Raw genomic sequence first — 25421 nt, forward strand, 5'->3', positions numbered from 1 at the left:
ACAAGAAATTGTGAATCTAACTAATTACCTGCCCACCGCTTCCAGCACTGCCGCCCGCAAAATAACCAGACCTTCTTCGAGTTCTTCAAAGGTCACGGTCACGGGCACCAGCACCCGAATGACGCTGGCGTACATGCCCGCCTTCAGCAGCAGCAGTCCCCGGCGGCGGGCGGCTTCCACAATTTTGGTGGCAATTTCGGGGGCAGGAGCGCGGGTCTGCGGGTCTTGCACAAATTCCATGGCGATCATCGGGCCGAGGCCGCGCACGTCGCCGATTTGGGGCACTTCGGCTTGCAGGGCGCGGAAGGCGGCAAACAGGCGCTCGCCCACCTGTTCAGCGTGGGCCAACAGTGCCGGGTCATCGAACAAATCCATGACGGCCATGCCTGCCGCGCACGCCAGCGGGTTGCCCGCGTAGGTGCCGCCCAAGCCGCCGGGAGCCGGGGCGTCCATAATTTCGGCCTTGCCCGTCACGCCCGACAGGGGCAGGCCGCCGCCGATACTTTTGGCGAAGGTCAGCAAGTCGGGCTGCACGCCGCTTTGCTCGATGGCCCAAAAACTTCCCGTGCGCCCCACGCCGCTCTGGATTTCATCGGCGATAAACACGATGCCGTACAGGTCACAGATGTCGCGCAGGGCTTGCAAGAACGCGGTGGGCGCGGCCAAAAAGCCGCCTTCGCCCAGCACAGGTTCGAGGATGATGGCCGCCACGCGGGAGGGGTCGACGGTGGTGCGGAACAGTTCCTGCATCCCCTCGATGGCCGCCTCCACGCTGACGCCCCGGTACTCGTAGGGAAACGGCGCGTGGTACACGTCGGGGGCAAAGGGGCCGAAATTCTGCGAGTAGTACGACTTTTTGCCCGTCAGGGTCATGCCCATCAGCGTGCGCCCGTGAAAGGAGTGCGTAAACGAAATCACGGCGGGCCGCCCGGTGAAGGAGCGGGCGATCTTGATGGCGTTTTCGGTGGCCTCGACGCCAGTGGTAAAAAACAAGCTTTTGGTGGGCGTCGGCGTCCCCGTCTCCGCGCCGGGAAAGCGGGCATTCAGGCGCTGGGCCAAGCGCAAATACGGCTCGTACATGGCCACCTGAAAGCAGGTGTGGCTAAAGTGATCGAGTTGGGCACGCACCGCAGCCAACACGTGGGGATGGTTGTGGCCCACGTTCAGCACGCCTATGCCACCAACCCAGTCGTGGTACATCCGGCCTTCTATATCCCACAGTTTTACGCCTTCGGCCCGCGCCGCAACCACCGGGTGCGCGTTGCTCACTCCACGCGGAATTTCTGATGCCCGCAGCGCCAACAGTTCATCCGTTCTGGACGGTGAAATAGTCATATGAAAGCCCTCCCTTTGAAGGGCCAGCGTAAGCTTTGCGGCCCCAGTGATGCATGGGGGCAAGCGTACGAAAATGGACTGTTTTTTTTGTGGACATCCAACAATATTGCTTACAATTGGTTTTCCTCCAGTGCGCCCAGTTGCAGGGCCAACCACCACAGCGACCTCGTGGCCGGGTCTGCCAGTGGGCGGCCTGTCAGCGCCTCTACTCTGTCCATGCGGTAGCGCAGCGTATTGCCGTGAATGCCTAAGCGGGCGGCGGCTTCGGCCTGTGCAAATCCGGTGTCGCACAGTGCCTGCACGGTGGCGATCAGGGCGGCTCCTCCCCGCGCCCCGCGCAAGGGTTCCAGTAGGCCGCGCATCAGGTCGGCCTGTGCGTCGCGGTCACCGCTGAGGGCGCGGGGCACCAACACCTGTGCATAGGAGCGCAGTTGGCCGGGGTGCGCGTAGGCGGCCAGCGCCAGCACTTCGGCCCGGCCCTGCGCCACACCCGCCACGCCCACCCGCGCCCGGCCGTACACCATGCCCGGAATCAAGCCCAGCCCAGAGTTGCCCAGCCCAGTGTTGGCATTCCCCCCATCTTGCCAGCCCAGCCGCGCCCAAACCCGCTCGGCGCTGAGGGTGTGGGGCAGCAAAAACCAGATGTGATTCAGGCTCACGCTGACCAAAGGCGCGGCCCCCAACGACACCAACGCGCCCCGCAACTGGGAGGCGGCCTGTTCGCGCTGGGCAAAGCCTTCGGGGAGCAGAGGCAGTGCGCCGGGCAGCACCAGCAGCGCCACCGTGTAGTGGCCCACCACATCAAAGCCCAGCCGCCGCGCCCGCTCGTGCAGGCTGGAATCGGCGGTAAATCTGCCCTCCAGCAGCGTGTCTACAAAGGCGTAGCCCAGCCGCGCTTCCAACACTTCCATATCCTGCTGGGCCAGCATCAGCAGAGCGGCCACCGTCGCGGCGTGTTCGGCGGCGCGCACCTCCAGATCGTGTCCCGGCCCAGCTTGTTCAGAGGGGGCGGGCCCCGCCACCCACACGCCGCCTTCGCGTTGCCCGCGCAGCACCACCGGAACCAACATGCCGCCTGCCAGCGGGCGCGGAGCCGTGCCGGGACGGGCCAACGCCAGCCGCGCCAACGCTGGATCGGGGGCCGATTGCAGGGCCGGGTGAGGCGTGATCTGGGCCGGCTCTGATTCGCCCGAGTCATCGGAATTGTGTGTCAGAGGGGTGCGTGTCAACAGTGAACTGCGTGTCAGAGGATAGCCGTTGGGGGCCAGCAGCAACGCCGCCCGTCCCAATTGTTCCGACAAGGTTCCGGCCACGTCGCTGAGTTGGCCGCCCAGCGCGGCGCGGGTCAGGGCGCGGTGGATAGATTCGCTGCGGGCCAAGTGATCGGCCTGCGCGTGCAAAATAAATTCGTGGGTTTGCTGCACCACCTCCACGAACGGCACTTCCCACGGCAGTTCTAGGGCCGGAATACCGGATGCGGCCAGCGCCTCTGCTACCTCCGGCGGGAAGGCGGGAAAAAAATGCGGCACGGCCAGCACCACCGCCGCCGGGCCACGCCGCGCCAAATCCTGCCCGAAGAGGGTCAGGGCGGCACGTTCACGCGGCCAAGACAACCCAGTGGTCAGCAGCAGCGTACCGGGACGCACCCAACTGTGGGCGTCGGGCACATCTATGACGTGGGCCAAGCGCACGGTGCGGGTGAGGGCCGTGCGGGTCAGATCTGAGCCAGACCTCCCCACCACCCTCGCCTCGGCACAAGCGGGCAGCGCCAGCACGTCAGCGACTTGCATCGGTTCGCCTCCAACAGTTGCTCCGGCACAGGTGAAGCTTCACACCGCAGAGCATACCGGACGCTAGACATTGTGACCAATCTCCAAGTTGGCCGCCCTAACTTGGTAGGACAGCCACAGGCCACCAGCATGACGACTTGATTAAGCTGAGGCTTCTTCACCACAGTTCAGCCCTCCGGTTTGCACTTCTCCGCCCCATCGTCTTTTTCACTCCTGCCCAAGCGAGGTTTCCATGACGGTCAAGCCCACCTCTTCTGGAAGTTCCCTTGCCGATGTTCCCGGTTTTAGTCCCGGTCAACCCAAATTGGGGCTGTGGGGCGTCATTATGGTCATCTATTTCACGGTGGCTGGCGGCGCGTTCGGGATCGAAGGGCTGGTGGCCGGTTCCGCGCCCGGCATGGCCATCGCCCTGATCCTGATTACGCCGTTTATTTGGAGCATTCCGACCGCCCTGATGGTGACCGAACTCGCCACCGCCATGCCCGTCGAGGGCGGCTATTACGTGTGGGTCAAACGCGCCTTGGGCCGCTTCTGGGGGTTTACGCAGGGCTGGATCAGTTGGCTGTACGGTTTGGTCATCGCGGCCAGTTTCGCGGCCCTGTTTGCCGACTACACCAGCAGCTTTTTGCGCCTCGCCTTCGGCAGCACCATCATTGACGATTCGGCAACGGTGCGCTGGACCGTAGCCGCTGTACTGATTGTCGGCTTTGGCCTGCTCAACATTCGGGGCGCAAAAGCGGTCGGCGACAGCAGCAAGGTCTTCGCCGTCATGGTGTTCGTGCCGTTCATCACGATGTTCGTGCTGGCGGGCATCCGCTGGGCTGCCAACCCAGAACCCTTCTGGTTGCCCGTGACGCCGCCCGATACCGGCATCATCGGGGCGTTCGGGCTGGGCCTGTTCATCGTGATGTACAACTTCCTCGGCTGGGACAGCATCAGCACCATTTTGGGCGAAATCGAGAAGCCCTTGAAAGTGGTGCCTAAAGCCATGCTGATTGCCGTACCACTCATTATTTTCGCTTACCTCTTGCCTGTGCTGGCGGGCCTGACTTCGGGTGTGGACTACACCAAGTGGGGCGACACAGCCTTTTTCCCTGAACTGGCAACGGCCATCGGCGGACGCTGGCTGGGCATCTGGGTAGCCGTAGGCGGCATGTTCTGCGCGGCGGGCCTATTTAATGCGATGGTGCTGTCTAACAGCCGTCTTCCCTTCGTCTTGGCCTCGGACGGTTACTTACCTGCCGCGCTGGTGGCCCGCCATCCCCGCTTCGGCACCCCAGTGACCTCGATTATCGTTTGCTCCCTCATTTACGCATTGCTGGCGTTCGGGCCGTTCCAGACGTTGGCCGTGACCACGGTGCTGCTCTACGGCGTGAGCTTGCTGCTGCAATTTACGTCATTGGTCGTGCTGCGTTTCCGGGTGCCCAACATGGTACGGCCCTTCCGCATTCCGGGCGGGCTGCCGGGCGTCATCGCCATTTCACTGCTGCCCGCGCTGATTATCGTGGTGGCCGTCGTCACCACGGCGCGGGATGAAGGCACGAGTTTTCTGGTGCTGGCCGCTGCATTGCTGGCTTCCGCGCCCATCGCCTTCCTGATCACCAACGCCCTCTTCAAACGCGGCCAACCCGACCGCCTGACCCACGAGATGTCGGCGTCAGACCGGGCCGAATTATAGACCTCTGCCCACACTCCATCTGTACCAGCAGCCCGCCCAGCGCCATTTGGAGCGGGCTGATTGTTGGGAAAATTGGGGGAGGGGGAAGACGTAGACAGCCACGTTCGCTTCTAAGAAACCCGAACCTTCAGGCCATTCTCATTCACTGCGGCACAATCCGGCCCTTCAATCTAAAGACCGACCTTGCGCCCTCACTCTCCTCCGGCCGAGCTGACCAACAGGAGGATTGAATAAAACGATTCAGCGACCCAGACGCGAGATTTCTTAAGGCCAAGCTGAGGAAAAGGTGAAACAATAGACTCAGTGCAGCATTCGGATGTGCGGGATTCGCTGACCGGGTTATGGACTCGGTCAGCCTTCGATGCCGACCTAACGCGGCGCACCCATGAAGGCCGCTGCACCCTGCTGCTGTGTGATCTGGATTATCTGAAACTCATCAACGATTCATTTGGGCATTTGGCAGGGGATCAGGCGCTGCGGGATGTGACGCGGGCGCTGCTGGACGCCAAACCCGAGGGCTGGAACGTGTACCGCTTGGGCGGCGACGAATTTGCAGTGCTGTGCAGCGACCCGGTAGAGCAGGTGGTGGCTTGGGCACAGGCGGTGCAGGCCCGCCTCGACAGCTTGCAGGAGCGCCCGCTGAAGCTGAGCATGGGCGCGGCGGCCCACACGCCGCCTGCGCCGCCGCTGGAGCTGTTTGCACTGGCCGACCGCTACTTGTATTTGGCCAAACGGCAGGGCCGGGGCCGCGTAGTAGCTACCGATGAACCGCAAGGCCACAGCGCGGCGCTGCCCCGACTCCTCGAGCGAGATGAAGCCAGCGCACAGGCCGTTGCCGCGCTGCAACACGCCCTGCACGCGGGGAGCCAAAGCACTCTGACCATTCAGAGTGCGCCGGGGCTGGGACTGAGCGCTTTTTTGGCCCGCGTAACGCTGGTAGCGCAGAGCTTGGGTTACCAAACCCTAGAACTGAGCGGCGATGCTTACCGGGCCTGCCGCCAGTACGGGGCGTGGCAAGGCGCCAAGTTAAACGGTGTTCCTGCGTCGGCCCCGGCCCCTGCCGATCTGGTGGCCTCCCTGAATGCCAGCAGACCGCTTGCCATCATTGCCGACCTGCCGGAGCGCTTTGACCCACACACCGCCGCCGAACTTGGGCCACTGCTGGAGCGGGCCACCATCCTCATTTCCGGGCGCGGAAACAGCGGCCCGGATACTGGCCCGCGCCCCGGCCAAACCGTCATGACGCTGCCGCCGCTGAGTGCCAGGGCCATCCGCCGCCTGATCGACCACCATCCGGACGGGCGGCTGGGCGCACAGGCAAGTGCGTGGTTGGTGCAGCGGGCCGCCGGATCGCCCGCACAGTTGGCCCGCTGGTGGGCGGCCCTGCACCTCGAAGCGTCGCTGCGCCACCAAACGGTGGATGAGATGATAGGCGGCGAGTTGGTGGGCGGGGCACAGGCGCAGCGGGGAGGGGAAGGGCCTGCTGACTTGGGCGCAAGCGCAAGTGATCCGGACACCGCTGGCCCTGCGCCCGCGCCGCACTGGGAAGCCTCCCTTGCTCAGCATCTTCCGGTGTGGCCCAAGCTGCATTTACCGTATCTGCACGCCCGCATGGGCCAAATCCAGCGGGGGTTAGAGCTGTGGCGCACTCACGCCTTGCTGACCGTGACGGGGCCGGAAGGCCGGGGCACCCACCGTTTGGCCCTGCAACTGGCCGCCGAGCAGTTGGCGAGCGGCTGGCCTCACGCGGCGGCGCGGCTGCATCTGGTGTCGTTGGCAGGCATCCGCAGCCCAGAGGCAACTTTGGCTCACATCATGGCAGCGCTGCTGGGGTACCCGGTGGCTTACGCCGATGTGCCGCTGCTGAGCCGCCTGCTGAACCGCCAACCCACTCTGCTGATGCTCGACCGCCCCGAACCCTACGCCCTGCCCGCCCGCCTGCTGAGCGAACTGCGGCAGCACAGCCCAGACACCCGCATGATCGTGACGGCAGACGCGCCGCTGGGAGCCGCCGAGGAAGCGGTGTTGCCCCTGCTGCCTGTGACCGACGCAGAAGTGCAGACCGCGCTGCTGTGGGAATTACGGCGGGACACCAGCCATCGCCAGAGCAATCAGGACGGCCCCAATTCAGGTGGAACCAACTCAAGTGGCACCAATTCAAACAGCACTCCTTCGGATGATTCCGGCCCAAGCCCAGCTGACCTCGCGGCCCTGACCGAGCATGTGAACGGGGAATGCCCCCGGCTTGACGGCCTGCTGACCACCATTCGGAGCTTTGGCCTCCCCGCCGCCTTAGAGCAGATGCAGCGGGCCTCAGGGCGCGGCAAGGCGCAATACGATTTTCCCGAACTGGGGCCGCCAGAACGCCGGGTTATTGCAGCTCTGAGTGTGCTGGACGGTCATTTTGATCTGCCTTGGGCCGGACATGTGGCCGAAGCGTCGCCTTTTTTGCTGAGCGCCATGCTGGATCGCCGGATGGTGCAGCCTGTCTCGGCGGGCCTGATGGCCTTGTCAGACGGGGCGAGGCGCTATGGCCGGGTGGTGGGACTGCGCCGCTGGCCAGCCGTGCGCGTGCGGGCCGAACAGCGTGCCTTGGCCCACGCACACGAGCTGTTGACGCTTCACCCGCCCGAAAGTGGGCCCTGGCTGCGGCAGGTGGGGCAGCATTACCCCATGATCCGCGCCGCCCTGACCGGCCAACTGCACGGCCCCGCACTCCGGCATCCGCAGGCGCTGGAAATCCTGACCCGCCTGACCCCCTCGGCGGTGGCGCAGGGCCGCTTCTACGATGCCCGCGACGACCTGCAAGCAGCGCTCCGACTTCCGCTGGACGGCATTGCCCCGGCGCAGGTGTTGCGGCTCCAGTTGTGGCAGGCGCAAATTTGGCAGCAGTTGGGCGAACACAGCCGGGCGCAGCAGTTGGCCGAGCGCACCCAGCACAACGCCGGAGCCGGCCACCCCAAAGCGGCGGCCTGGGCCAGTCTGATCATGGCCCGCACCTTACACCGCCGCAGCGACTACCGCCGCAGCCGCCGCTTGTACGCGCAGTGCCAGCAAGCCGCACAGACCCTCAGCGACCCCGTGATGCAGGTCACGGCTTCGGGTGGCTGGGCACGGTCAAGCATTTATTTGGGCGATTTGGCGGCCGCGTGGCAGGCTATACAGAGCACGTTGGCGCAGGCCGAAGCCTTAGGCCGTCCGCTGCTGCTGGCCCGTACCCTCAACACGGCGGCCCTCGTTGCCACCGAACAGCGCCGATTGCCTGAAGCCAGCGCCTTTTTTGAGCGGGCACTGGCCTTGCAGCAGCAGTACGGCAGTCCCAGCGAGCAAATTTTGAACCTGACCGGGCTGGGCTGGGTGGCCCTGCTGGGCGGCGACCTCGACCGCAGCGTGAGCCTCAGCCGCCGCGTCTTGAGAAGCGCACAGGACGTGGGTCAGTCTTGGGAAGTGGGCAACGCGCTGGTCAATTTGGGCCACGCCGCCGCACGGCAGGGTCAGTGGGATTCGGCCCTGCATTCCCATATGGAAGCCGCCCGTCTCGCCGCCCACTGCGACGCCCCCTCGGTAGTGGCCGAAGCGTTGGGCGGCCTGGCCGACGTGCTGCACCGCCAAAACAAGTCCGGCGAGGCCCGCACGCTGCTGAACGTCGCCCTGCATCATCCGGGCGCCAATACCGAGATGACCAACTTTTTTGCGCCGCTGCACCACCGACTCGGTCATTACCCACCGACGCCGCTGCCTGACGATTTGGGCAAGCTGCTGGGGGAATTGGGGCTACACTGAGAGGAGAGTGGGTGGTGGAGTGGGACAGTCTAAGGGTCTAAAAGTCGAGGGTCTAAGGTGCGGATGGACGGCGGTGCTGGGGGAGTGAGCGCCAGCGATTGCCTTTTCTTAGACCCTCTACCCTTAGACTGTCCCGTGCCCGCCCACCACATCAGTTGGTGCGAATTGGGCGCACATACGCCCGCCCGCGCACGGCGTCCAGTAAGGCGCGGGCGGCCAAACCTGCCGAGCGACGGTTCAGTTCACGGTGTTGGGCCAGCCGAATAAACGCGCCGCCCGTTTTCACCAACAGGCGCACCAGAAACCACGGCGCAGAGGTTCCGTATTGGCGGTACACCAGCAGCTGATTGCGCGTGTTGTAGTAGTGCTTGAGGGGATTGTAGGCCGTGCGGACAGGCGGATAAGTCAGGCTGCCGTAGTGCCACACGCGGCTGGAGGGAACGAGGCGCGTGGTCACGCCCATGTCACGCAGGCGCAGGGCATATTCGCTGTCGTCGTACATAAAAAAGAAGTTGTTGACGGGCAATCCCGCCCGGCGCACCGCGTCTGTGCTGATCAGCACGCTCACGAAGGTAAACAGGTCGACGGGCGTGCCGGGCTTTGCATACGCCTCTTTGGGCAAGTCGATTTCGCTGAGGCGCACCTCATCGAAGCTGCGGCGTTGATGCAAGTCGTAGCGCCCGTCGCGGGCCAACACCGCGCTGCACAGGGCCTCACTTTCTGCGGTGTGGGTCAGCAGTTCGGCCAAAGCCTCGGCTTCGGGCAGGCAGTCGTCGTCCATCAGCCACAGGTGCTGATAATTGCCCCTCAGCGCCTGCTCTACGCCATAAGAAAAGCCGTATGCGCCGCCCAAATTGCGCTGGAGCCGCACATGGGTAATCCGGGGATCGTTGGGAATGATCTCGGCTGTGCCGTCTGTCGAAGCGTTGTCGATGACGTAGATGTGGTTCACGGCCGCCGTCTGACCCAGCAGTAACGTGAGGCAACGGTTCAGCAGCGCTTTGCGGTTGTAGGTCACGACGATGGCCGCCGTACCGCTGGCGCTGGGAGCCGACTGCGGCGCGGTCTGCACACCGATGTCCGGTAACGGAGTGGGGGGGATCAGATTGGTCATGGCATGAGTCCTTCCTGTCCAAATTGAGGGGGAGAGGGCGTGGGGAAACTAAGGAGGTCGAAGTTCATCTAGAGATGAACAGAGCGAAGCGAGTATCGAAGAAAGTACGTTGCACTGGGAATGCAAGGGTTGCGGTGCTGTTCCGGAAACGCGAAGTGTGAAGGGCAATGGACTTAGGTGCGTTCGGCAGGATGGATCGCCCGCCACCACCGTTCAGTGCGCGACAAGGCCTTTTTAGAGAGGATGCGGGCTTGCCGCTGGAGTTCGTTGGGTGGGCCGATCAGCAGCACCGTGACTACGAGGCTGGCTCCGACCAAACCTTCTAAGCCGAACAGCACGAAGGAAGAGAGGCCGATGTGACGCAGGGGATAGACCAAGGCGGACATGGCGGCGGCCACGGCCAACCCGCACGCCAGTCCTACCGCGTAGGCCCGCACGATTTCTTTGCTGCCCCCGCCGATGATCTGCCGGGCTACGAAGGCGTAAGTGAAACTGCGAAGAGCGCCCGCCACCACCAACACACCCGCGAAGCCGATGATGCCCCAGCCGAGACGGTAGACCGCCGAATACGAGACCAGCAACACCACCAGATACACCGACTGCACCGCGATTTTGGTGTTCAGGCGAGCTGCGGCTTCGGCCAGCACTGCCGACAGATTGCTGAGGACGGGAAACGGAATAAACAGCGCGAGGATCTGCACCAGAGGAACCACGCCGAGAAACGACTCTCCGAGCAGCACCAGCACAAGTTCGCGGGCCGAGACGAAGGCGCAGGCGGCGAGGCTGAACAGCAGCACCGACAACGCCATCAGGCCCGACAAGTAGGCCGAGCGCAACTTGGATTGATCGTGCTGCACCACACTGAACGACGGCGCAAGCACGCGGGTCAGGCTGCGGGCCATGCCCATCAGCGGCGCGTAAATGGTGTTGTAGCCCCGGTTGTACAGGCCGAGGGTGGCCGTGCCGTAAAACCGGCCAATCATCAGGGTATCGAGGTTGGCGCTGAGAAATTCCAGAAAGCTGATGAGCGAGGCGCGGCCCCCGAAGGCGTACAGGGCGCGGTAAGACTCGCGCCGAAACGTGAACCGGAACGGGTGACGACCATAGAAATACGACACCGAAAGTTGAATGACGCCCTGCACAGCGGCGCTGATGATCAGGCTGTACGCTCCGAAACCTAAATACGCGGCCCCCAGACCAAAGACGCCTTGCCCGATGATGTAGGAACCGACTTCGGCCACCATGAGGGGCTTGAACCACAGGGCGCGGCGCAGCAGACTGGTAGAGACCGTTGCCAACGACGCAATGACGTACACGCAGGCATAGGTTCGCATGAACGGCGTGACATCCGGGTTGTTGAAAAAATGACCCGCAACAGGAGCAAGCAGCCAAGCCAGCGCCGTTGCCGAGAGACCCAGCAGGACCGACGACGTAAATCCGGCCCGGATATCTTCTTCGGTCAGGTCTTTCTTTTGCACCAACGCTTGCCCGATGCCGAAATCGGCGATGTACTGGCCCACAGCGTACAAACTCAGGCCGATGGCGAACAGACCGAATTCTTCTTTGGTGAGTAAGCGGGCCAGCACCGCCGCAAACAAGGGCGTCAGCAGGATGGTCGTCAAAAAAGAGAGTGAACTCCATTTGATGGCCCGCATCGTTTTGTCTTTATGACCGCTCATACGGAACCTGCATCGCCCGAAAAGTGGGGTTGCGGCGCGTGGGCTGAACTGGCAGAGACGACCCGCTCGTAGTGACTCTCTAGGCCGCGCACCAGCGCACGCGAATCGAAGCGGCTCCGCACATCGTCTAGCGCGGCGGCCCGGAAGCGTTGACTCAAGTCCGGGTCTTCCAGCAGCGTCAGAATGAAGTGGGCCAGTCCCGCCTCGTCGCGTTCGGGCACCACCCAGCCGGTGGTGCCGTGTCTCACGGCTTCGGGGTTGCCCGCGCTGTCGGTGGTCACAGTGGGCAGCCCCATCGCCATCGCTTCCAAAATTACGGTGGGCAGGCCCTCGGTATCGCCGTTTTGGGCCGTGATGCTCGGAACACACATCACCCGCGCCGCTCGCATCCAGTCGCGCACTTGCTCCGGCGTTTGGCGGCCCGTAAACAGGACACTGAGGCCCAGTTGCGCGGCCTGTTGTTCTAACGGCTCCAGCAGCGGCCCTTCTCCGATCAAGACCAAGCGGGCCGCCGGAAGCCGCTGCTGAACCGCGTGCATGGCCCGCAGCAAAAAGCTGACGCCCTTCTTTTCCACGTAACGGCCTACAAACAGCACCAACGCCTCCTGAGCAGGCTCGGCAGCGGGCACGAACACAGAGGTATCTATGCCGTTGTAATGCGTGATGACCTTGTGCGCCGGAAACCCTTTGGCGAGCAACTGCCTGCGAATATGCTCCGACACGGCAATAAACAGTGCACCCGCTTGGATCAGTTGGGGGCGTTTGGTCACCAGTTGGCGGTCTCGCAGCACCGCAGAAGCCCGCAAATCGGCGTCGTGCATGGTGGCATCAAAACCGTGAAACGTGACCACCAACGGCACGTTCAGGCGGCGGGCCAGTGGTACGGCCTGCGCTCCGTCGGGGCCGAAGTGGGCATGGATCAGCCGGGGCCCAATGGCGCGAAGCTGCTGGTGAAGCTGCGGCGCAAGTCCGGTCGCTTTGTACCAGAGTTCCGAGAGCCGTCCCCGCATGCCGCCGCCGTTCAAAATCAGCGTGCGCTCTGCGGGCGTGGCAATCCCATCGACCCGGCGCGTGCCCACGTAGTACGGACTGAAGCGGGTCAGCGCCTCGGCCTGATTCAGAATAAACGTCTCTGAATAGGCCAACAGATTCTCACGGTAGATGACCACAGAAGGTGTCATGCACCCGGCCTGCCTTGATCGACTCGGAACGCTTGGTGGGTCAGCAGACTACCCGCAGAAGTGGAGAGACAAGCACGCATCAGACCTGTCCGGCATCCGTTTGGCCGATCTCCCGGTGGCCCCTTTCCCGGTGGCTTCCTTCTTGGTGGCGCTGAGGCCGCACCTGCGCCCAGCCGCTTTCGGCCAGCACATGCAGTCGCCGCCGCACCTGTTGAGGAAAGAGCCAAGTGGCTACGTAGCGGGCAACCTCGAAGGGACGGGGCCGCCCGGAAAGGAGGGCTTTGGACGTGGCAAGCAAGGGTTCCCTGCCCCCTTCTTCCGAGGCGAACTGCGAAACGTGCGACACCAAAAAGCCTACAAAAGCACGCTGACTTAGGCGACCCGCGCGGTAATGACCCTGTGCCCAGCGCAGTGATTCACTCCACTTGGCCGAACGACTTAGATGAGGCCGCGCCTCATGAAAATAATAGGTCGCCAGCACTTCTGGCACACACTCGAAGCCGACGTCGGGTTCAGTGAAAGCTCTTAACAACCAGTCCCAATCTTGATGACCGCGCAAAGTTGGATCCAATGGCACCCTCAGAAACAGATCGCGGCGGGCAAATAAGATGGTACTCATCAGGGTGCGGTCTCGCGACAACCAAGCGTCGCGTGCCATCAGATAATCACCGATAGCCTCGCCCACATGGGGAAAACGGGGCGGTTCTTCGTGAACACCGTGCGGCTTGGACATCAGAAACCGGCCTACAACAATCGGTTGGGCATGGGCCGAGGCTTTCGCTGCTGCCAACTGCCGTTCCAACTTTTCAGGTGCCCACTCGTCGTCGTCGTCCAGCAAGGCGATCCATTCAGCGTTTCCCGCCCGAATGCCGATGTTGCGGGCTTCGGCGGCCCCGATGTTTTTCTCTAGGGCCAGCACCCGCAGCCTAGGGTCAGACACTTCCGAGAGGGCCTGCACAGTGGCCGGGTCGGGGCCGTCAATGACCACGATCACTTCTATGTTGCTCAAAGTCTGATTCAGGGCCGTTCTGACCGCCCGCTGAAGCAGCAACTCCGGGCGGTTGCGGGTAGGAATGACCACGCTGACCAGAGGCGCTTCAGACGCTTGGGCCTCTTTGTATTGATCTGCCTCAAACGCCGCAGTCGTCACTTTCAAGCCTTCTGCCAATGGCACCTGCGGTGTCCAGCCGAGCAAGTCTTGAGCGCGGGAGATGTCGGGTTTGCGCTGCTGGGGATCGTCGCTGGGCGCGGCCCCATACACCACCGCCAGCTCCGGATTGATGATCTCCCGCACCACATCGGCCAGGTCCAACATCGTGAATTCAGTGGGATTGCCCAGATTCACCGGCTCGTGATACGTCACGCCCATCAGCCGCACGATGCCTTCCACCAAGTCGTCCACATACTGAAAGCTGCGGGTTTGCAGGCCGTCGCCGTAGATGGTCAAGGCTTCGCCCCGCAAGGCCTGATGCACGAAGTTGGTGATGACCCGGCCATCGTCGGCCCGCATGCGAGGGCCGTAGGTATTGAAGATCCGGATGATCCGGGTGTCCACGCCCTTATCCCGGTGATACGCCATCGTGATGGCTTCGGCGTAGCGTTTGGCTTCGTCGTAACAGCTTCTCAGTCCATTGGGATTGACATGGCCCCAGTAACTTTCAGGTTGGGGATGCACATGGGGATCGCCGTAGACTTCACTGGTACTGGCGAGGAAGAATTTCGCGCCGTGCTGCAAGGCCAAGTCCAAGCCGTGTTGGGTGCCTTGGGCACCCACCATCAGGGTTTCGACAGGGAACTCTTGGTAGTGGGGGGGACTGGCCGGAGACGCAAAGTGCAGCACCCAATCCAGTTTGGCTCCGGTGTAGGGAATGCCCTCGCTGACATCGGCCTGAAGGAACTGGAAACAGGGATGAGAGCGGAACAATTCGGTGTTCTGGCGTTGGCCGCTGATGTAGTTGTCCACGCCGATGACCGTGTGACCTTCAGCCAGAAAACGCTCTACCAAGTGCGAGCCGACAAAGCCCGCACTCCCCGTGATCAGGATGGTCTGCGGCTCAGGGGTCACGCCAAAGCCTCAGACAGCACCTCATTGTCGGGGACGTTGTGCAGGGCGGTGCGGCCAATCTGCTCGACGGTGCTGTGCTGGGGCAACTGTGTCAACACGTTGCGGGTGTCGATGACGAGGCGGCGGCGCATGGCCCGCACCGCCTGATCCCAGTCCAGCGCGCGGTATTCGTCCCATTCGGTCATCAGGATCACGGCGTCGGCCCCGCGCAGGGCAGCTTCGGCGGTGGGGGCCTCATCGTAGGTCAGGTGCGCCCACTCGCGGCGGGCGTGCGGCATCGCCACCGGGTCATGCACGGTCACTTTGGCCCCCAAGTCCATCAGGCGGGCAATGCAGTCGTGGGCCGGGGCGTCGCGCAGGTCGTCGGTATTGGGCTTAAAGGCAAGGCCCAGCACCGCCACGCGCTTGCCCTGAAGGCGGTGCAGGTGGCGCTGCAACTTGCTGATGATCAGGTGCCGCTGGCGCTGGTTGACTTCCACCGCCGCCCGCAGAATAGGCATGGTGTAGCCGTACTCGCTGCCGGTATTGATCAGGGCCGCCGTGTCTTTGCCGAAGCAGCTTCCGCCCCAGCCCGCGCCCGCCGACAGGAAGCGGTGCCCGATGCGCCCGTCGCAACCGATACCGTGCGTCACCTGCTCGATGTCAGCGTCTACGCACTCGCACAAACCCGCGATTTCGTTGGCAAAGCTGATTTTCAGGGCGAGGAACGCATTGGCCGCGTACTTGATCATTTCGGCGCTGCTGAGGCTGGTCGTGACCAGTTCGGGCAGCGTGTAGGTGGAGGGGCGCGGCATGCCGGGGGGCGGCGTAAAGGTCTGCTCCAGCAGGGGCTGATAGAGCTGACGCAGGCGCTCTATGCCTTCCGGCGAGGCGCTGCCCAACACGATCCGGTCGGGGTAGAGGCTGTCGTGGAGCGCCGTGCCTTCGCGCAGGAATTCAGGGTTGCTGACCACCACGTAGCGGCCCGCCGAGTAGTCGAGGGCGTGTTCTTCCAGAATGCGCGACACCCAGTCGCCCGTGCCCACCGGAACCGTACTTTTGTTGACCACCACTTGCAGCTTGCCGTTGAGGTTGCGGGCCACACTTTGGGCGGCTCCTTCCACGTACCGCAAATTGGGCTGACCACTGGGCAGCGGCGGCGTGCCCACGCAAATAAAGATCACGTCGGCGTCGGGAATGGCCGAGGCGTAGTCGTCCGTCCAGCGCAGGCGCTCCTGACTGGCCCGCAACAAGTCTTCGAGGCCGGGTTCGTAGATCGGCAACTCGCCGCGCCGCAGCATTTCGATTTTGTTCTGATCTACGTCGATGCCCACCACCTGATGCCCCAACGAGGCCAGCATGACGGCGGTGCCCATGCCCACGTATCCGGTGCCGACGACGGCGACTTTGAGGGATTCGGTCAATGCTTTTCCGGTCTGCGCTGCGATTGGCTGTTGGGTTGGCTGCATGGTGGGTTCTCCTTGAATGCTCGACTGCGAATGCCCAGCTTTGATTGCACGGCTCTGACTGTCCAACGCTGTGGGTCCGACTCTCACTGCCTGTACTCGGCCAACGCACTGGTTGACTCTTCGGCGAGCGGGGTTGGTTCTGCAGAAGGCCACTGCTCATTCCAAATGGGTCATTCCAAATGGGTGTGATCTCAGACTGGTCTAATGCAGCAAAGTGGCCGTGCCGACAGTGCGGCGAGCAGGCCGGAACCAACGCAGAAAACTTAAACTTCGGGGCGCTAACGAAAAATAAACCCACTGGTGTTATTCATCTCGGCTTTAGAAATGGAGGAAAGATGAAGAAATACGTCGGCTCTAGAAATGGGCTGGATATTGATGCTCGATATGCCAGCGGGCCGTGTTGTACACGCCTTCAAGGAGGCTGACACTGGAGCGCCAACCCAGCCGTTCTAGGGGCAATTCTGGGGGCGTAGGAGCAGAGACAGGCAGGCGCGGGCCAAACTCGAAAGTGCCCCGGTAGCCCGTGACCGAGGCCACCAGATTCACGAGTTCGCTGAGGGTGCAAGACTGCGTGAGGCCCACGCAAATCTGGCCAGGCCGCGCCACTTGATCCATCATGAACAGGGTGGCCGCCGTCAGGTCGTCCAGATGCAGCAGTGAATGACGCTCGTAAGGGTGGCCCAACAACTGAAACACGGGCAGCGCGCTTTCGGTGGCCCGCTGCATTTCTTGAAGCAGGGTGGGCACCAGAGCGCAGCCGGGTTCCGAGCGCACGCCGGGGCCATACACGCTGCTGCTGACGGCACTGATGAAATTGCAGTTGTACTGGCGGCGGTAGCTGTCGCACAGTTCGGTGGTGGCCCGCCGCGTCACGGCGCAGGCGTAGCGGGCTTCTTCCAACCGCGCTGAGGGCCAATGCTGGCGCTGAAGCGGCAACGCGGCGTCTTCCAGCAGCGTCGCGCTGCAATCGAGGCACAGCAGTTTGCCCACGTCGTACAGGTAGGCGGCGTCTACCATATTGGTGACACTCAGCAGGTTGTCGCGCAGCCACTGCGGAGGCTGAAAGCTGTCTGCATCAAGGCTTCTGGCCTGCGCCGCCATAAAAAACACGTAGTCGGGCAGTTCGCGCTCGAAGAATTCCAGCACCGCTTCTTTTTCGCGTAAATCCAGCGCGTCGGCCACCACCAAGTTGTCGTGACCCTGAGACAGCAGGCGGCTCACGAGCGCTTCCCGGAATGCCCCCGACGGATACGCCAGAAAAATCTTGCTGTTGTCGGGAACATTCATGGGTGCGGCTCCAGCACGCTAAACATGAGGACACAGGACTGGGGTTGTCCGCTCTGGGAGTCAGCAGTGAGGTGTGGCGCACAGGTCGGTTGAACCCATCGTTGCTTCATTCTTGGCTCCTGACCGCCACGCTTAGCCGTAACGTTGAGGTTGCTCCTGTCCATCGGGCAACTGGACTGGAAAAGGCCGCACCCGGATGCCCTGCAAGAACAGATTCCACAGGAACAGCGGATTGAGCAGCACGTAGCGTTTCCAGAGGCGGCGCGGTTCCTGAATGAGGCGGAACAGCCATTCCAGCCCCGCGTTTTGCATGCGCTTAGGAGCTTGCGGCAGCGTGCCCGCGTGGAAATCGAAGGCCGCGCCCACCGCCAGAATCGGCAACCCGATCAGCGGCGCGTTCTCGAAGGCCCAGACTTCTTGGCGCGGGCAACCGAGGCCCACGAACACGGCATGTGCGCCCGATTCGCGGATGCGCACGGCGGTGGCCTGCTGCTCTTCGGGACTGGTGCGGCGAAACTTAGAAGCTTCCATGCCCGCCACCCGTAACCCCGGAAACTTGACCTGTAGGTTGCGGGCGAAACGTTCCAGTACAGCGGGCTGACTGCCGTACAGGTACACGCTCAGGTCGTCTTCGGCCAAGGCCTGCGCCACCCGCAACGTCAGCTCTGGGCCGTACACGCGGTCTGGCAAGCTTTTGCCGTGCAAAAGTCCCAGCGCCCAGCGCACCGGTTGGCCGTCCGGCACCACCAGATTCAGCCCGTTCAGGCGGCGGGCCTGCTCCGCGTTGGTCATGCCGGTCATGACGCCGTGAACCGCCAATGCACTGACCGTAAACGCCCGTTTGTCGCGTGCCGCGTCGCGGATGGCCTGCACCGCGTAGTCGTAGTCCACCGCATGAATCTTCACGCCCAGCACCGAATATGCACCCAGATTGATCATGTGAGCGCCCACCGTTCCTGATTGACCGAGTACATTTCCTGCAAAATGCGCGGCACATCGTAGGTGATGCCCCAGCCGGGATAGTGCGCCTTGAACTTGGCGAGGTCGCTGATGTACCAGATGTGGTCGCCGCTGCGGTTGTCCTCGGCGTAGGTGTGATTCAACTTACGGCCCGTAATTTCTTCGCACAGCGCGATGGCTTCCAGCATCGAGCAGTTGCTTTCGCGCCCGCCGCCGATGTTATAGACCTCGCCGGAACGCGGGTTGTGGAAGAATTCGGCAAAGGCGGCAATCAGGTCGGCAGAGTGGATATTGTCGCGCACCTGTTTGCCCTGATAGCCGAAAATGGTGTAGGGCGTGCCGGTCATGGCGCACTTCATCAAGTAGGCCAAAAAGCCGTGGAGCTGCGTGCCGGAGTGGTTTGGCCCGGTCAGGCAGCCGCCCCGGAACGACACCGTTTTCATACCGAAGTAGCGCCCGTATTCCTGCACCAGCACGTCGGCAGCCACTTTGGAGGCCCCAAAGAGCGAGTGCTTGCTCTGGTCGATGCTCATGTCTTCGGCAATGCCGGGCGAGTAGCGGTGCGCCGGGTCGATTTCCCAGCGGGTCGCCAATTCCTGAAGCGGCAAGACGTTGGGCGTGTCGCCGTACACCTTGTTGGTGGAGGTAAAAATAAACGGCGCATCGGGGCAGTGGGCGCGGGCCGCTTCCAACATGTTCAACGTGCCGTTGGCGTTCACCGAGAAATCCACAAACGGATCGCGGGCGGCCCAGTCGTGCGAAGGTTGCGCCGCCGTGTGGATCACGAGTTCTATGGACTTGCCGTACTTGGCGAACACGGCGTCCAGCGCCGAGGCATCCCGAATATCGACGTCTTGGTGGTGGTAGTTGCCCACCTGACGCTCCAAGCGGCTGCGGTTCCAGCGCGTCGAGGCTTCTGCACCAAAAAAATACTGCCGCATATCGTTGTCGATGCCCACAACGTCGAGGCCCAGCGCGGCAAAAAACCGCACCGCTTCGGAACCGATCAGCCCGGCAGACCCTGAGATCAACGCTACACCCATCGTTTTCTTCTCCTTCTTGCACGGCGGGCCATTCGCTGGCCGCCTCCAACCGTTTGGCAGGACGCAGCAAGCATGAGCCGGGGGGCGTTAAGTCAGAGCTAATGCAGAGAATTTGGGGTTTAACGCTGGGTTGTGCGTCATCGCCCGGTAGGAGACGGACGCTGCACTGGTCGCCGGCAACGGGACCTCACCGTCTGGGGCCCTCTGCCTCAGAGTCCAATTTTTATCTGGTCTGCTTTGTTGCGCAGCGTTCCGACGCCACTCGCCAGGAAAGCTGCAACAGTTGAGCTTCTGGAGAAGATTGAATGAGGAAACGACTCTGGTAGTGGTTCAAGGCACCCCCAATGAGGCAGTGAACCGAGTGCAGCCATAAATGAAACAAATAATTTTGAGCGTGTTTTGAGTTCTGCGAGTCAGGCAGCGTCACCGAGGTAGAGCAGTTCAATGGAACCACCCACCTAAGTTGAGCTTCGATTGACAAGTAGTGGGTACCACTTCATAGGTCTATACGGTCAGATGGGTAGGTAATGAACATGCTTTCATCCAAATTGCGGATAAAAGTCATAAACTATTCACTAAGCTTCATGTGGAGTGGGTGAAGTTGATCCTCGCTCGGCTGTACTCTCAGCGGAACCATTGCCCCCGTCGGCGGAAGTGGTCACCTTTTTCTCAACCTCAGCAATCACTCCTGAAGTTTCAATGGCAGACTCTAGGCTTGCTGCTCTGTCTACTACAAGGCCTGTTGCCGTCCCCGTTCACAGCTTGCGCGTGTACCTATTTTGATTGACTGCTGGGTTTTCTGTCTGTCTGATACTTCTCAGTGAGGTTTCACAATCGTCCGCTCGACTGTATTCCTACTTAGAGCTTCACCGGAGCCGCCCCACTGCACCAGCGCACACTTGTTGACCGGCTACTTCTTGGCGTTGTGCAACCCAATTCGTTGTAAGAGCATGCTCCGACAAGTCCTTGTTGCTGGTGCGGGATGTGGGGAGCGGGGAGGAAGATTCTCGTGCTGATCGTTCATCTGTTGGGGCATGCCCACGTGACGCTGGCCCGGCGCACAGTGCCGCTGTCGGCCAAAGCGGTAGCCCTCATTATTTATCTGTACATGGAAAAGCAGCCCCAGCACCGTGAACGGCTGGCGAACCTGCTCTGGAATACCCCGGAAGCCCGGAAGAATTTGCGGGTAGAACTGGCACGGATTCGGTCTGCCGGACTGAACGTGTTTCCTTCCAGCCACCAACTGCTGCACCTCGAAAACGTGACCAGCGACTTTGAGATGTGGTGTGAGGGAGCCAACCGCTCTATGAACCAGAGCCAATTGACCGATTGGCTGGCGATGATCCGGGGGCTGCCTTTTACTGGCCTAGAGGACTTGGGCAGTTCCACCTTTCAGAGTTGGGTGGATCAGCAGCGGTGGCTGATGACGCAGCAGATAGAGCAGCACCTGAGCCGGATGTACTGGCGCTACGCCCGCGAGAACCATACGTGGGCCACCCGCCTGATTGCCGAACGCGCCGAATCGCTGGACTTGGAGCATCCCGGCGAGGTGCAGGAGGTGACCCCGGTGCTGGCGTCGAGTGCCGGGTCATCGCTGGCCCCTGCCCCACACCCGCACGAACGCAGTGTGGCGGTGTTGCCGCCCCCGTCCAGCTTACAGAACACGCCGCTGAATCTGTCTCCCTCACTGCTGCATTCGCCTTTGCCCGAGCCGATTCAGCTTCAGCCCACGCGCTCCAAAATCGGGGCCATTCATTTCGAGCGGCCTCACGAAGAACATGAACTGCGCCAAGCCTTCCGGCGGGCCGAGGGACAGTCTCAGTTTGTGGTGCTGCACGGGCCTCCCGGCAGCGGCAAAAGCCACCTCGCCGAATCGGTGGCCCAGCAACTCGACTGGCAAGAGGTGCGGGTGTCCAGCCTGCGCTCCAGCCGCCTGATGCTGGCCAGCCTCGCACAGGCCCTCCTCAAGGTCTGCGATTCGGAGAGTGCCGAGGCGCTGAACCGCCTGTTGATGCAGCCCGCAACTCTTGAAGAGGACGTGGTAAAGGTGGCCCATGTGCTGTCTAAGGTTCACCGCCCCGTGCTGCTGATTTTTGACCGGCCACAGGACGCGCCGCCCGAACTGCTTCCCCTGTTCGAATTCTTGTTCGGGGCGTCGGGCGACGCGCAACGGGTGTTTTTGCTGCTCAGCCGCGAACCCGCCGATCAGGTGCCGTTGGCGCGGGCCATGCGCCGGGCCACCGACCGCAGCAGCCGCCTAGAACTGGGGATGCCGCCGCTGTCGACGCTGAGTGTGCAGCGCACGCTAGAAGCCCAGTTTCCCTTCGAGCCAGTGGAGCATTTGCAGGCGCTGGCGGCCCGCTTGGTGCAGCGCAGCGAAGGCAACCCGCTGCACCTGCTGAGCCTGATCGACCAGACCGCCGACCTAGAGCAGACGGGCAGTCCGGCCTTTCCGCAGGCGCTCCGCGAAACTTTTAGCCACGAAGTCGACCACTGGCCCGCGCCGGTGCGGGAGGCAGTGGAGCGCCTGAGCGTCATTTACGGCCAGTTCGACGCGGCGCTGGCGCGGGCCGTATTGGGCGAGTCCAGCAGCGGCAACACCGAACTTTTGCTGTACGAGGCGATCAAGCACCATATTTTGGTAGAAGCCGAACCCGAAGTGCCGCTGCATTGGCCGGGCTGCGTGCCTGAACGCGCCCCGATTCCTGCCGAACCGCAGTACGTGTTCCGCAGCGAGGGCCTGCGCGTGACCCTTGCCAGCCAGCTTCCCCAACTGCTGCGCCAAGACATTCGCCGCAGATTGATGAGTGCGCTGGCCGAAGATTCGCCCGGTTTGGCGGCCTATTACGCGGCCCGCGCCAACTTGCCCGAAGACGCGGCCCTGCTGCGCGGCGTGTATGCCCAGCGCCTGCCTACCGATAGCCCGCTGCGGCACATTCCGGGCCAACCGTCTCGCCGCTTGCCCGTGCCGCTGGCCGATGTGCCCGCCGAAGTGGGCCACTCGCTGTCGCCGCTGCCCGATGTTCCGCTGAGCCGTCAGGGCTACCTGCTGTCGGGCAACCGGGGCGGCCTGACCGTGCTGAGTTCCAGCCGCTATGGTCACCCGTCTACCCTCACACTGCGCTTTGATTTGCCTGCGGGCCTAAGCCATGTGCAGAGCAGCGTCCGGTTGCTGTGGCGGCTGGACGTGTACGGCGGCGGCGAAGAACTGGGGCCAGCCCTGACGCCTTTTGCGCTGCGGCTGGGCGTGCAAGGCTCCAAGGTGGCGCAAATCCTGATTCCCTACGAACTGGGCGACTACCGCGAAGAAGGCGTGTCTCACCGGGTGCATTCCAACGTGACCCTCGGCAGTTGGATGGAGCATGAATTGACGCTGGACGAACCTGCCGCACGGACGCTGGAACTGAGCGTGCGGGCCGTGAACGTGTCGCTGACTGTAAAAGCCCTGCGCCTGAACGAGCAAAATCTGCTGAGCTACTGAAGACGGCCAAACCAAACAGAAGCGGCGCGAGGGGAAGGTTCTCCTCAGCGCCGCTTCTCGTTTGTTTGTTTATTCGTTCGTCCGGACTCAGGGGCCAACTTTAACGTTGTTGGCGCTCAGTTTGCCCAGCCAACCCTGATATTCCTGTTTTTCCATATCGAGGGTAATGGTGCCGAGGTTCTGGTTGCCTACGCAACTGGTGGCGTTCAGGCCGCAGTTGGGGAACCACATCGGGTTGTTGCTGGTTTTGCCGTCGGCGGCCACGCGAGTCCAGCCCACCGCGTTGTTGTCCATCCGGTTGCTGGCGAAGGTAGGAGGCGACAATTTTCCTGCGCCGCCCGAGTCCCAGACGTACAAACCGACGTTTGCCGCAGGGAGGCGCTGGCCGGTGGGGGTCAGGCCACTGGAGATCACGCGGTTGTTGTACATCTGATTGTCTACGCCGCCTGCGATGGCGATGCCGTGATTGGTGGTGCCAACGATTTGGTTGTCGTACACGCGTGCATAACCGGAGTCCAGCGGATCAGTCACTTTACCGTCGCCCAAGAGGATGCCGCCGCCTGCATAGCTCGTGTCGGTCAGTGGTGCCAAGCTGTAGGCCCCCTGAATGTAATTGTTGTGGATCAGGAACGGGCTGGTGGGCGTGCCGCTGCTGACATAAAAGTTCATGTTCTCTTCGGTGCGGCTCTTGCCGGGTTCGTTGATGATCTCATTCCACCCGATTTCCACGTTCGGCACCCGTTTCACGTTGTTGAAGAGGATCGCCTGCACCACAGAGGCCTGACCGTTGTAACCCCCCACGCCGTCACTCAGCCGTCCATCGGTATTGCGGAAGCGGTTTTTGAGGATTTTGATGGTGTCGCCTGCGGCGGGATTGCCCATGAAGGCGCGAGCGTAGATGCCGGTGGTGCCTTCAAAGTAGCTGTTCTCGACGCGCAGGCTCATCACTTCTTCGGCGTTCACGGCCCGGCCGGCGGCCCTGCCTGCCACGTTGGGATTCAATGCGTAGCCCCGCGTGTTGCGCACGGTCAAGCGGTTTTTAAACCCACTGATCAGGTTGCCCCGGCTGCGAATGTTGGAGTTTTCGATAATCACAGGTTCGCTGGTTTGAATCAGGACGGCAGACTGGCTGAGGGTGCTTTCCCAGTTGCCCGAATACGTCCCGCCCTTCCTGATCACAATCGGCCCGCTGTACTGAATTTCTCCGGGGGCCAGTGGCGCAACCGTGCAGCTCAGCACTGGGGTAGCCCAGTCGCCGTGATCGAAGCTCAGGCCGTTGCCTGCGTCCGTGACCACCAGTTGAAGCTGCTGCTTGCCCGCCACGCTGACGCTGACGGTTTGGGTGGCGCTCGCCCCCGTCATGGTGCCGCTGTCGAACAGGGTGATTCCATCGGCGATGACCTTAAAGGCCACGCTACCCTTGTCGCCCACTTCGTCGTCTACGCCCACCAGCGCGGTGAAGGTGCTGCACTTGCCGCCCAGCGTAAAGGTCATGCTGGAACCCGCGTGAACGCCGAATCCCCGGGCGTAGGTCTGACCGGCCAGCGTCAGGGCGCGTCCGTCGCCTGCCAGCTTGTCGCCGTTGCTCGCATCTTTTTCAATCGGCCCCCAGCCGTTGCTCGCCGCCGTCCAGTTCTCGCCGCTCAGGGCGTTGTCGCCCGTACTGAGCGCCAAAGGCAAGGGCGCGGTGGTGGCCGCACTTGTCCACGAGTGATCCTGACCGTCGTACACGAAATCTGCGGGAGCGGCGGGCACCTGTGCCACCGGAGTGGGCGCAGGCGCAGTGGCCGTCGTCGTGCCCGAGTTACAGGCCGACAGACCCAGCGTCAGCAGCATCAGGCCAACGGGCAAGGAGGAGCGGAGGACGCGGGGCAGGGTCAGAGCGGCGGGTAGTGACATCGGATCTCCTGAGGGGAATTTCGGGACAAAGAAGGCGGCAACGGTGTGCAGGCAGCACCGCCGATGAAGGGAGGACTTAAAACAATTCCGCAATGCGCGGGGTAAAACTCGTCGGCTTCACTACGCCAAAGAGTGCGGTGAACAGGTGGGTCTTTAGTCGCTCATCCATTCCTGTAAGACCAACTGATCTCAAGGACAGGCTTACGTTAACGGTCATTAATCTATGGACGCTGTTAAAAATGTCTAAACCATTTGGCCGAAATTACGCTTCTCATGAGAAGAGGGCCTGGGTTAATAAGTACTCTTTCGCACTCTTGTCATAATCTGACAAAAATTTTTGATGTCTTTTCGGGCCTTTAGCTACCTAGCACCTTCCGTTTGGGATGGTTGTGACCCGATGTTGTGGATAAATAAACATTCTTCCGGGCTTCATCTTGCCGTGACATTAAGGCGCAGCAATCTCATCTGTAGGGTCACGGGGCCATTGACACGGGAGCGTTGAACAGATGGAGCAGGATTTCTGCGGGTAATGCTCTGTTTGTAGACGTCAGCGAAGAGTCCCAGACGCTTCACGACGACACGTGAAAAGCAGGCCAAAAGAAGCGAGCCGACAACATTAACGCTGTCGGCTCCGGGGGAGGTGATGTGAAGGAGTGATACCCAATCGGGACTTTGCGC

General features: G+C 62.2%; 14 protein-coding genes and 1 pseudogene. 3 read left to right on the forward strand and 12 right to left on the reverse strand.

The features are described 5' to 3' along the window. Positions 1 to 24: 24 nt before the first annotated feature. A complete protein-coding gene (gabT, locus tag E7T06_RS02400) occupies positions 25 to 1335 on the reverse strand; it encodes a 4-aminobutyrate--2-oxoglutarate transaminase (RefSeq protein ID WP_136364258.1) in 1311 nt (436 codons plus the stop codon). 110 nt (positions 1336 to 1445) lie between these two features. Next, a complete protein-coding gene (locus E7T06_RS02405) occupies positions 1446 to 3125 on the reverse strand; it encodes a PucR family transcriptional regulator (protein WP_136364259.1) in 1680 nt (559 codons plus the stop codon). A 232-nt stretch (positions 3126 to 3357) separates the two neighbouring features. Between E7T06_RS02405 and E7T06_RS02410 the strand changes: the two genes are divergently transcribed. Continuing rightward, positions 3358 to 4803 (forward strand): APC family permease, encoded by a 1446-nt coding sequence (locus E7T06_RS02410; protein WP_136364260.1) that lies wholly within the window; start codon positions 3358 to 3360, stop codon positions 4801 to 4803. A 303-nt stretch (positions 4804 to 5106) separates the two neighbouring features. After that, positions 5107 to 8586, forward strand: a complete 3480-nt coding sequence (locus E7T06_RS02415; RefSeq protein WP_136364261.1) for a diguanylate cyclase — start codon at positions 5107 to 5109, stop codon at positions 8584 to 8586. Between the two features lie 151 nt (positions 8587 to 8737). Here E7T06_RS02415 and E7T06_RS02420 read toward each other — a convergent pair whose 3' ends face one another. The 9 genes and pseudogenes from E7T06_RS02420 to E7T06_RS02455 form a co-directional block, all read right to left on the reverse strand. Then, complete coding sequence (locus E7T06_RS02420; RefSeq protein ID WP_136364262.1) at positions 8738 to 9700, reverse strand: glycosyltransferase; 963 nt, start codon at positions 9698 to 9700, stop codon at positions 8738 to 8740. Positions 9701 to 9873: 173 nt separating this feature from the next. Continuing rightward, on the reverse strand, positions 9874 to 11379 hold the full coding sequence (locus E7T06_RS02425) for a lipopolysaccharide biosynthesis protein (protein ID WP_136364263.1): 1506 nt from the start codon (positions 11377 to 11379) through the stop codon (positions 9874 to 9876). Beyond that, the gene (locus tag E7T06_RS02430) at positions 11376 to 12560 is read right to left on the reverse strand and encodes a glycosyltransferase (protein WP_136364264.1); all 1185 of its coding nucleotides are present in this window, start codon (positions 12558 to 12560) and stop codon (positions 11376 to 11378) included. Before E7T06_RS02430 ends, E7T06_RS02425 begins: the two co-directional genes overlap by 4 nt. A 79-nt stretch (positions 12561 to 12639) precedes the next feature. Beyond that, a complete protein-coding gene (locus E7T06_RS22170; RefSeq protein WP_346763183.1) occupies positions 12640 to 13734 on the reverse strand; it encodes a glycosyltransferase family 2 protein in 1095 nt (364 codons plus the stop codon). After that, positions 13711 to 14625, reverse strand: a pseudogene (locus tag E7T06_RS22175) (UDP-glucuronic acid decarboxylase family protein); the annotation flags it as partial. The pseudogene E7T06_RS22175 and the gene E7T06_RS22170, both read right to left, overlap by 24 nt. Then, positions 14622 to 16073 carry a UDP-glucose/GDP-mannose dehydrogenase family protein gene (locus E7T06_RS02440; RefSeq protein ID WP_136364266.1) on the reverse strand — a complete coding sequence of 484 codons (1452 nt, stop codon included), beginning with the start codon at positions 16071 to 16073 and terminating at the stop codon, positions 14622 to 14624. The pseudogene E7T06_RS22175 and the gene E7T06_RS02440, both read right to left, overlap by 4 nt. A gap of 354 nt (positions 16074 to 16427) precedes the next feature. Next, positions 16428 to 17360, reverse strand: coding sequence for an NAD-dependent epimerase/dehydratase family protein (locus E7T06_RS02445; RefSeq protein ID WP_136364267.1), 933 nt, complete (start codon positions 17358 to 17360; stop codon positions 16428 to 16430). 132 nt (positions 17361 to 17492) lie between these two features. Further along, positions 17493 to 18299: a WecB/TagA/CpsF family glycosyltransferase gene (locus E7T06_RS02450; RefSeq protein ID WP_136364268.1), complete on the reverse strand. Its 807-nt coding sequence runs from the start codon at positions 18297 to 18299 to the stop codon at positions 17493 to 17495. Beyond that, on the reverse strand, positions 18296 to 19363 hold the full coding sequence (locus E7T06_RS02455; protein ID WP_136364269.1) for an NAD-dependent epimerase/dehydratase family protein: 1068 nt from the start codon (positions 19361 to 19363) through the stop codon (positions 18296 to 18298). Before E7T06_RS02455 ends, E7T06_RS02450 begins: the two co-directional genes overlap by 4 nt. A gap of 1009 nt (positions 19364 to 20372) precedes the next feature. Here E7T06_RS02455 and E7T06_RS02460 point away from each other — a divergent pair. Continuing rightward, the gene (locus E7T06_RS02460; protein WP_136364270.1) at positions 20373 to 22844 is read left to right on the forward strand and encodes an AAA family ATPase; all 2472 of its coding nucleotides are present in this window, start codon (positions 20373 to 20375) and stop codon (positions 22842 to 22844) included. A gap of 87 nt (positions 22845 to 22931) precedes the next feature. Here E7T06_RS02460 and E7T06_RS02465 read toward each other — a convergent pair whose 3' ends face one another. Next, on the reverse strand, positions 22932 to 24743 hold the full coding sequence (locus tag E7T06_RS02465) for an NPCBM/NEW2 domain-containing protein (RefSeq protein ID WP_136364271.1): 1812 nt from the start codon (positions 24741 to 24743) through the stop codon (positions 22932 to 22934). Positions 24744 to 25421 lie beyond the last annotated feature (678 nt).

This window comes from Deinococcus sp. Arct2-2 (genome assembly GCF_004801315.1).
Lineage (GTDB): Bacteria > Deinococcota > Deinococci > Deinococcales > Deinococcaceae > Deinococcus.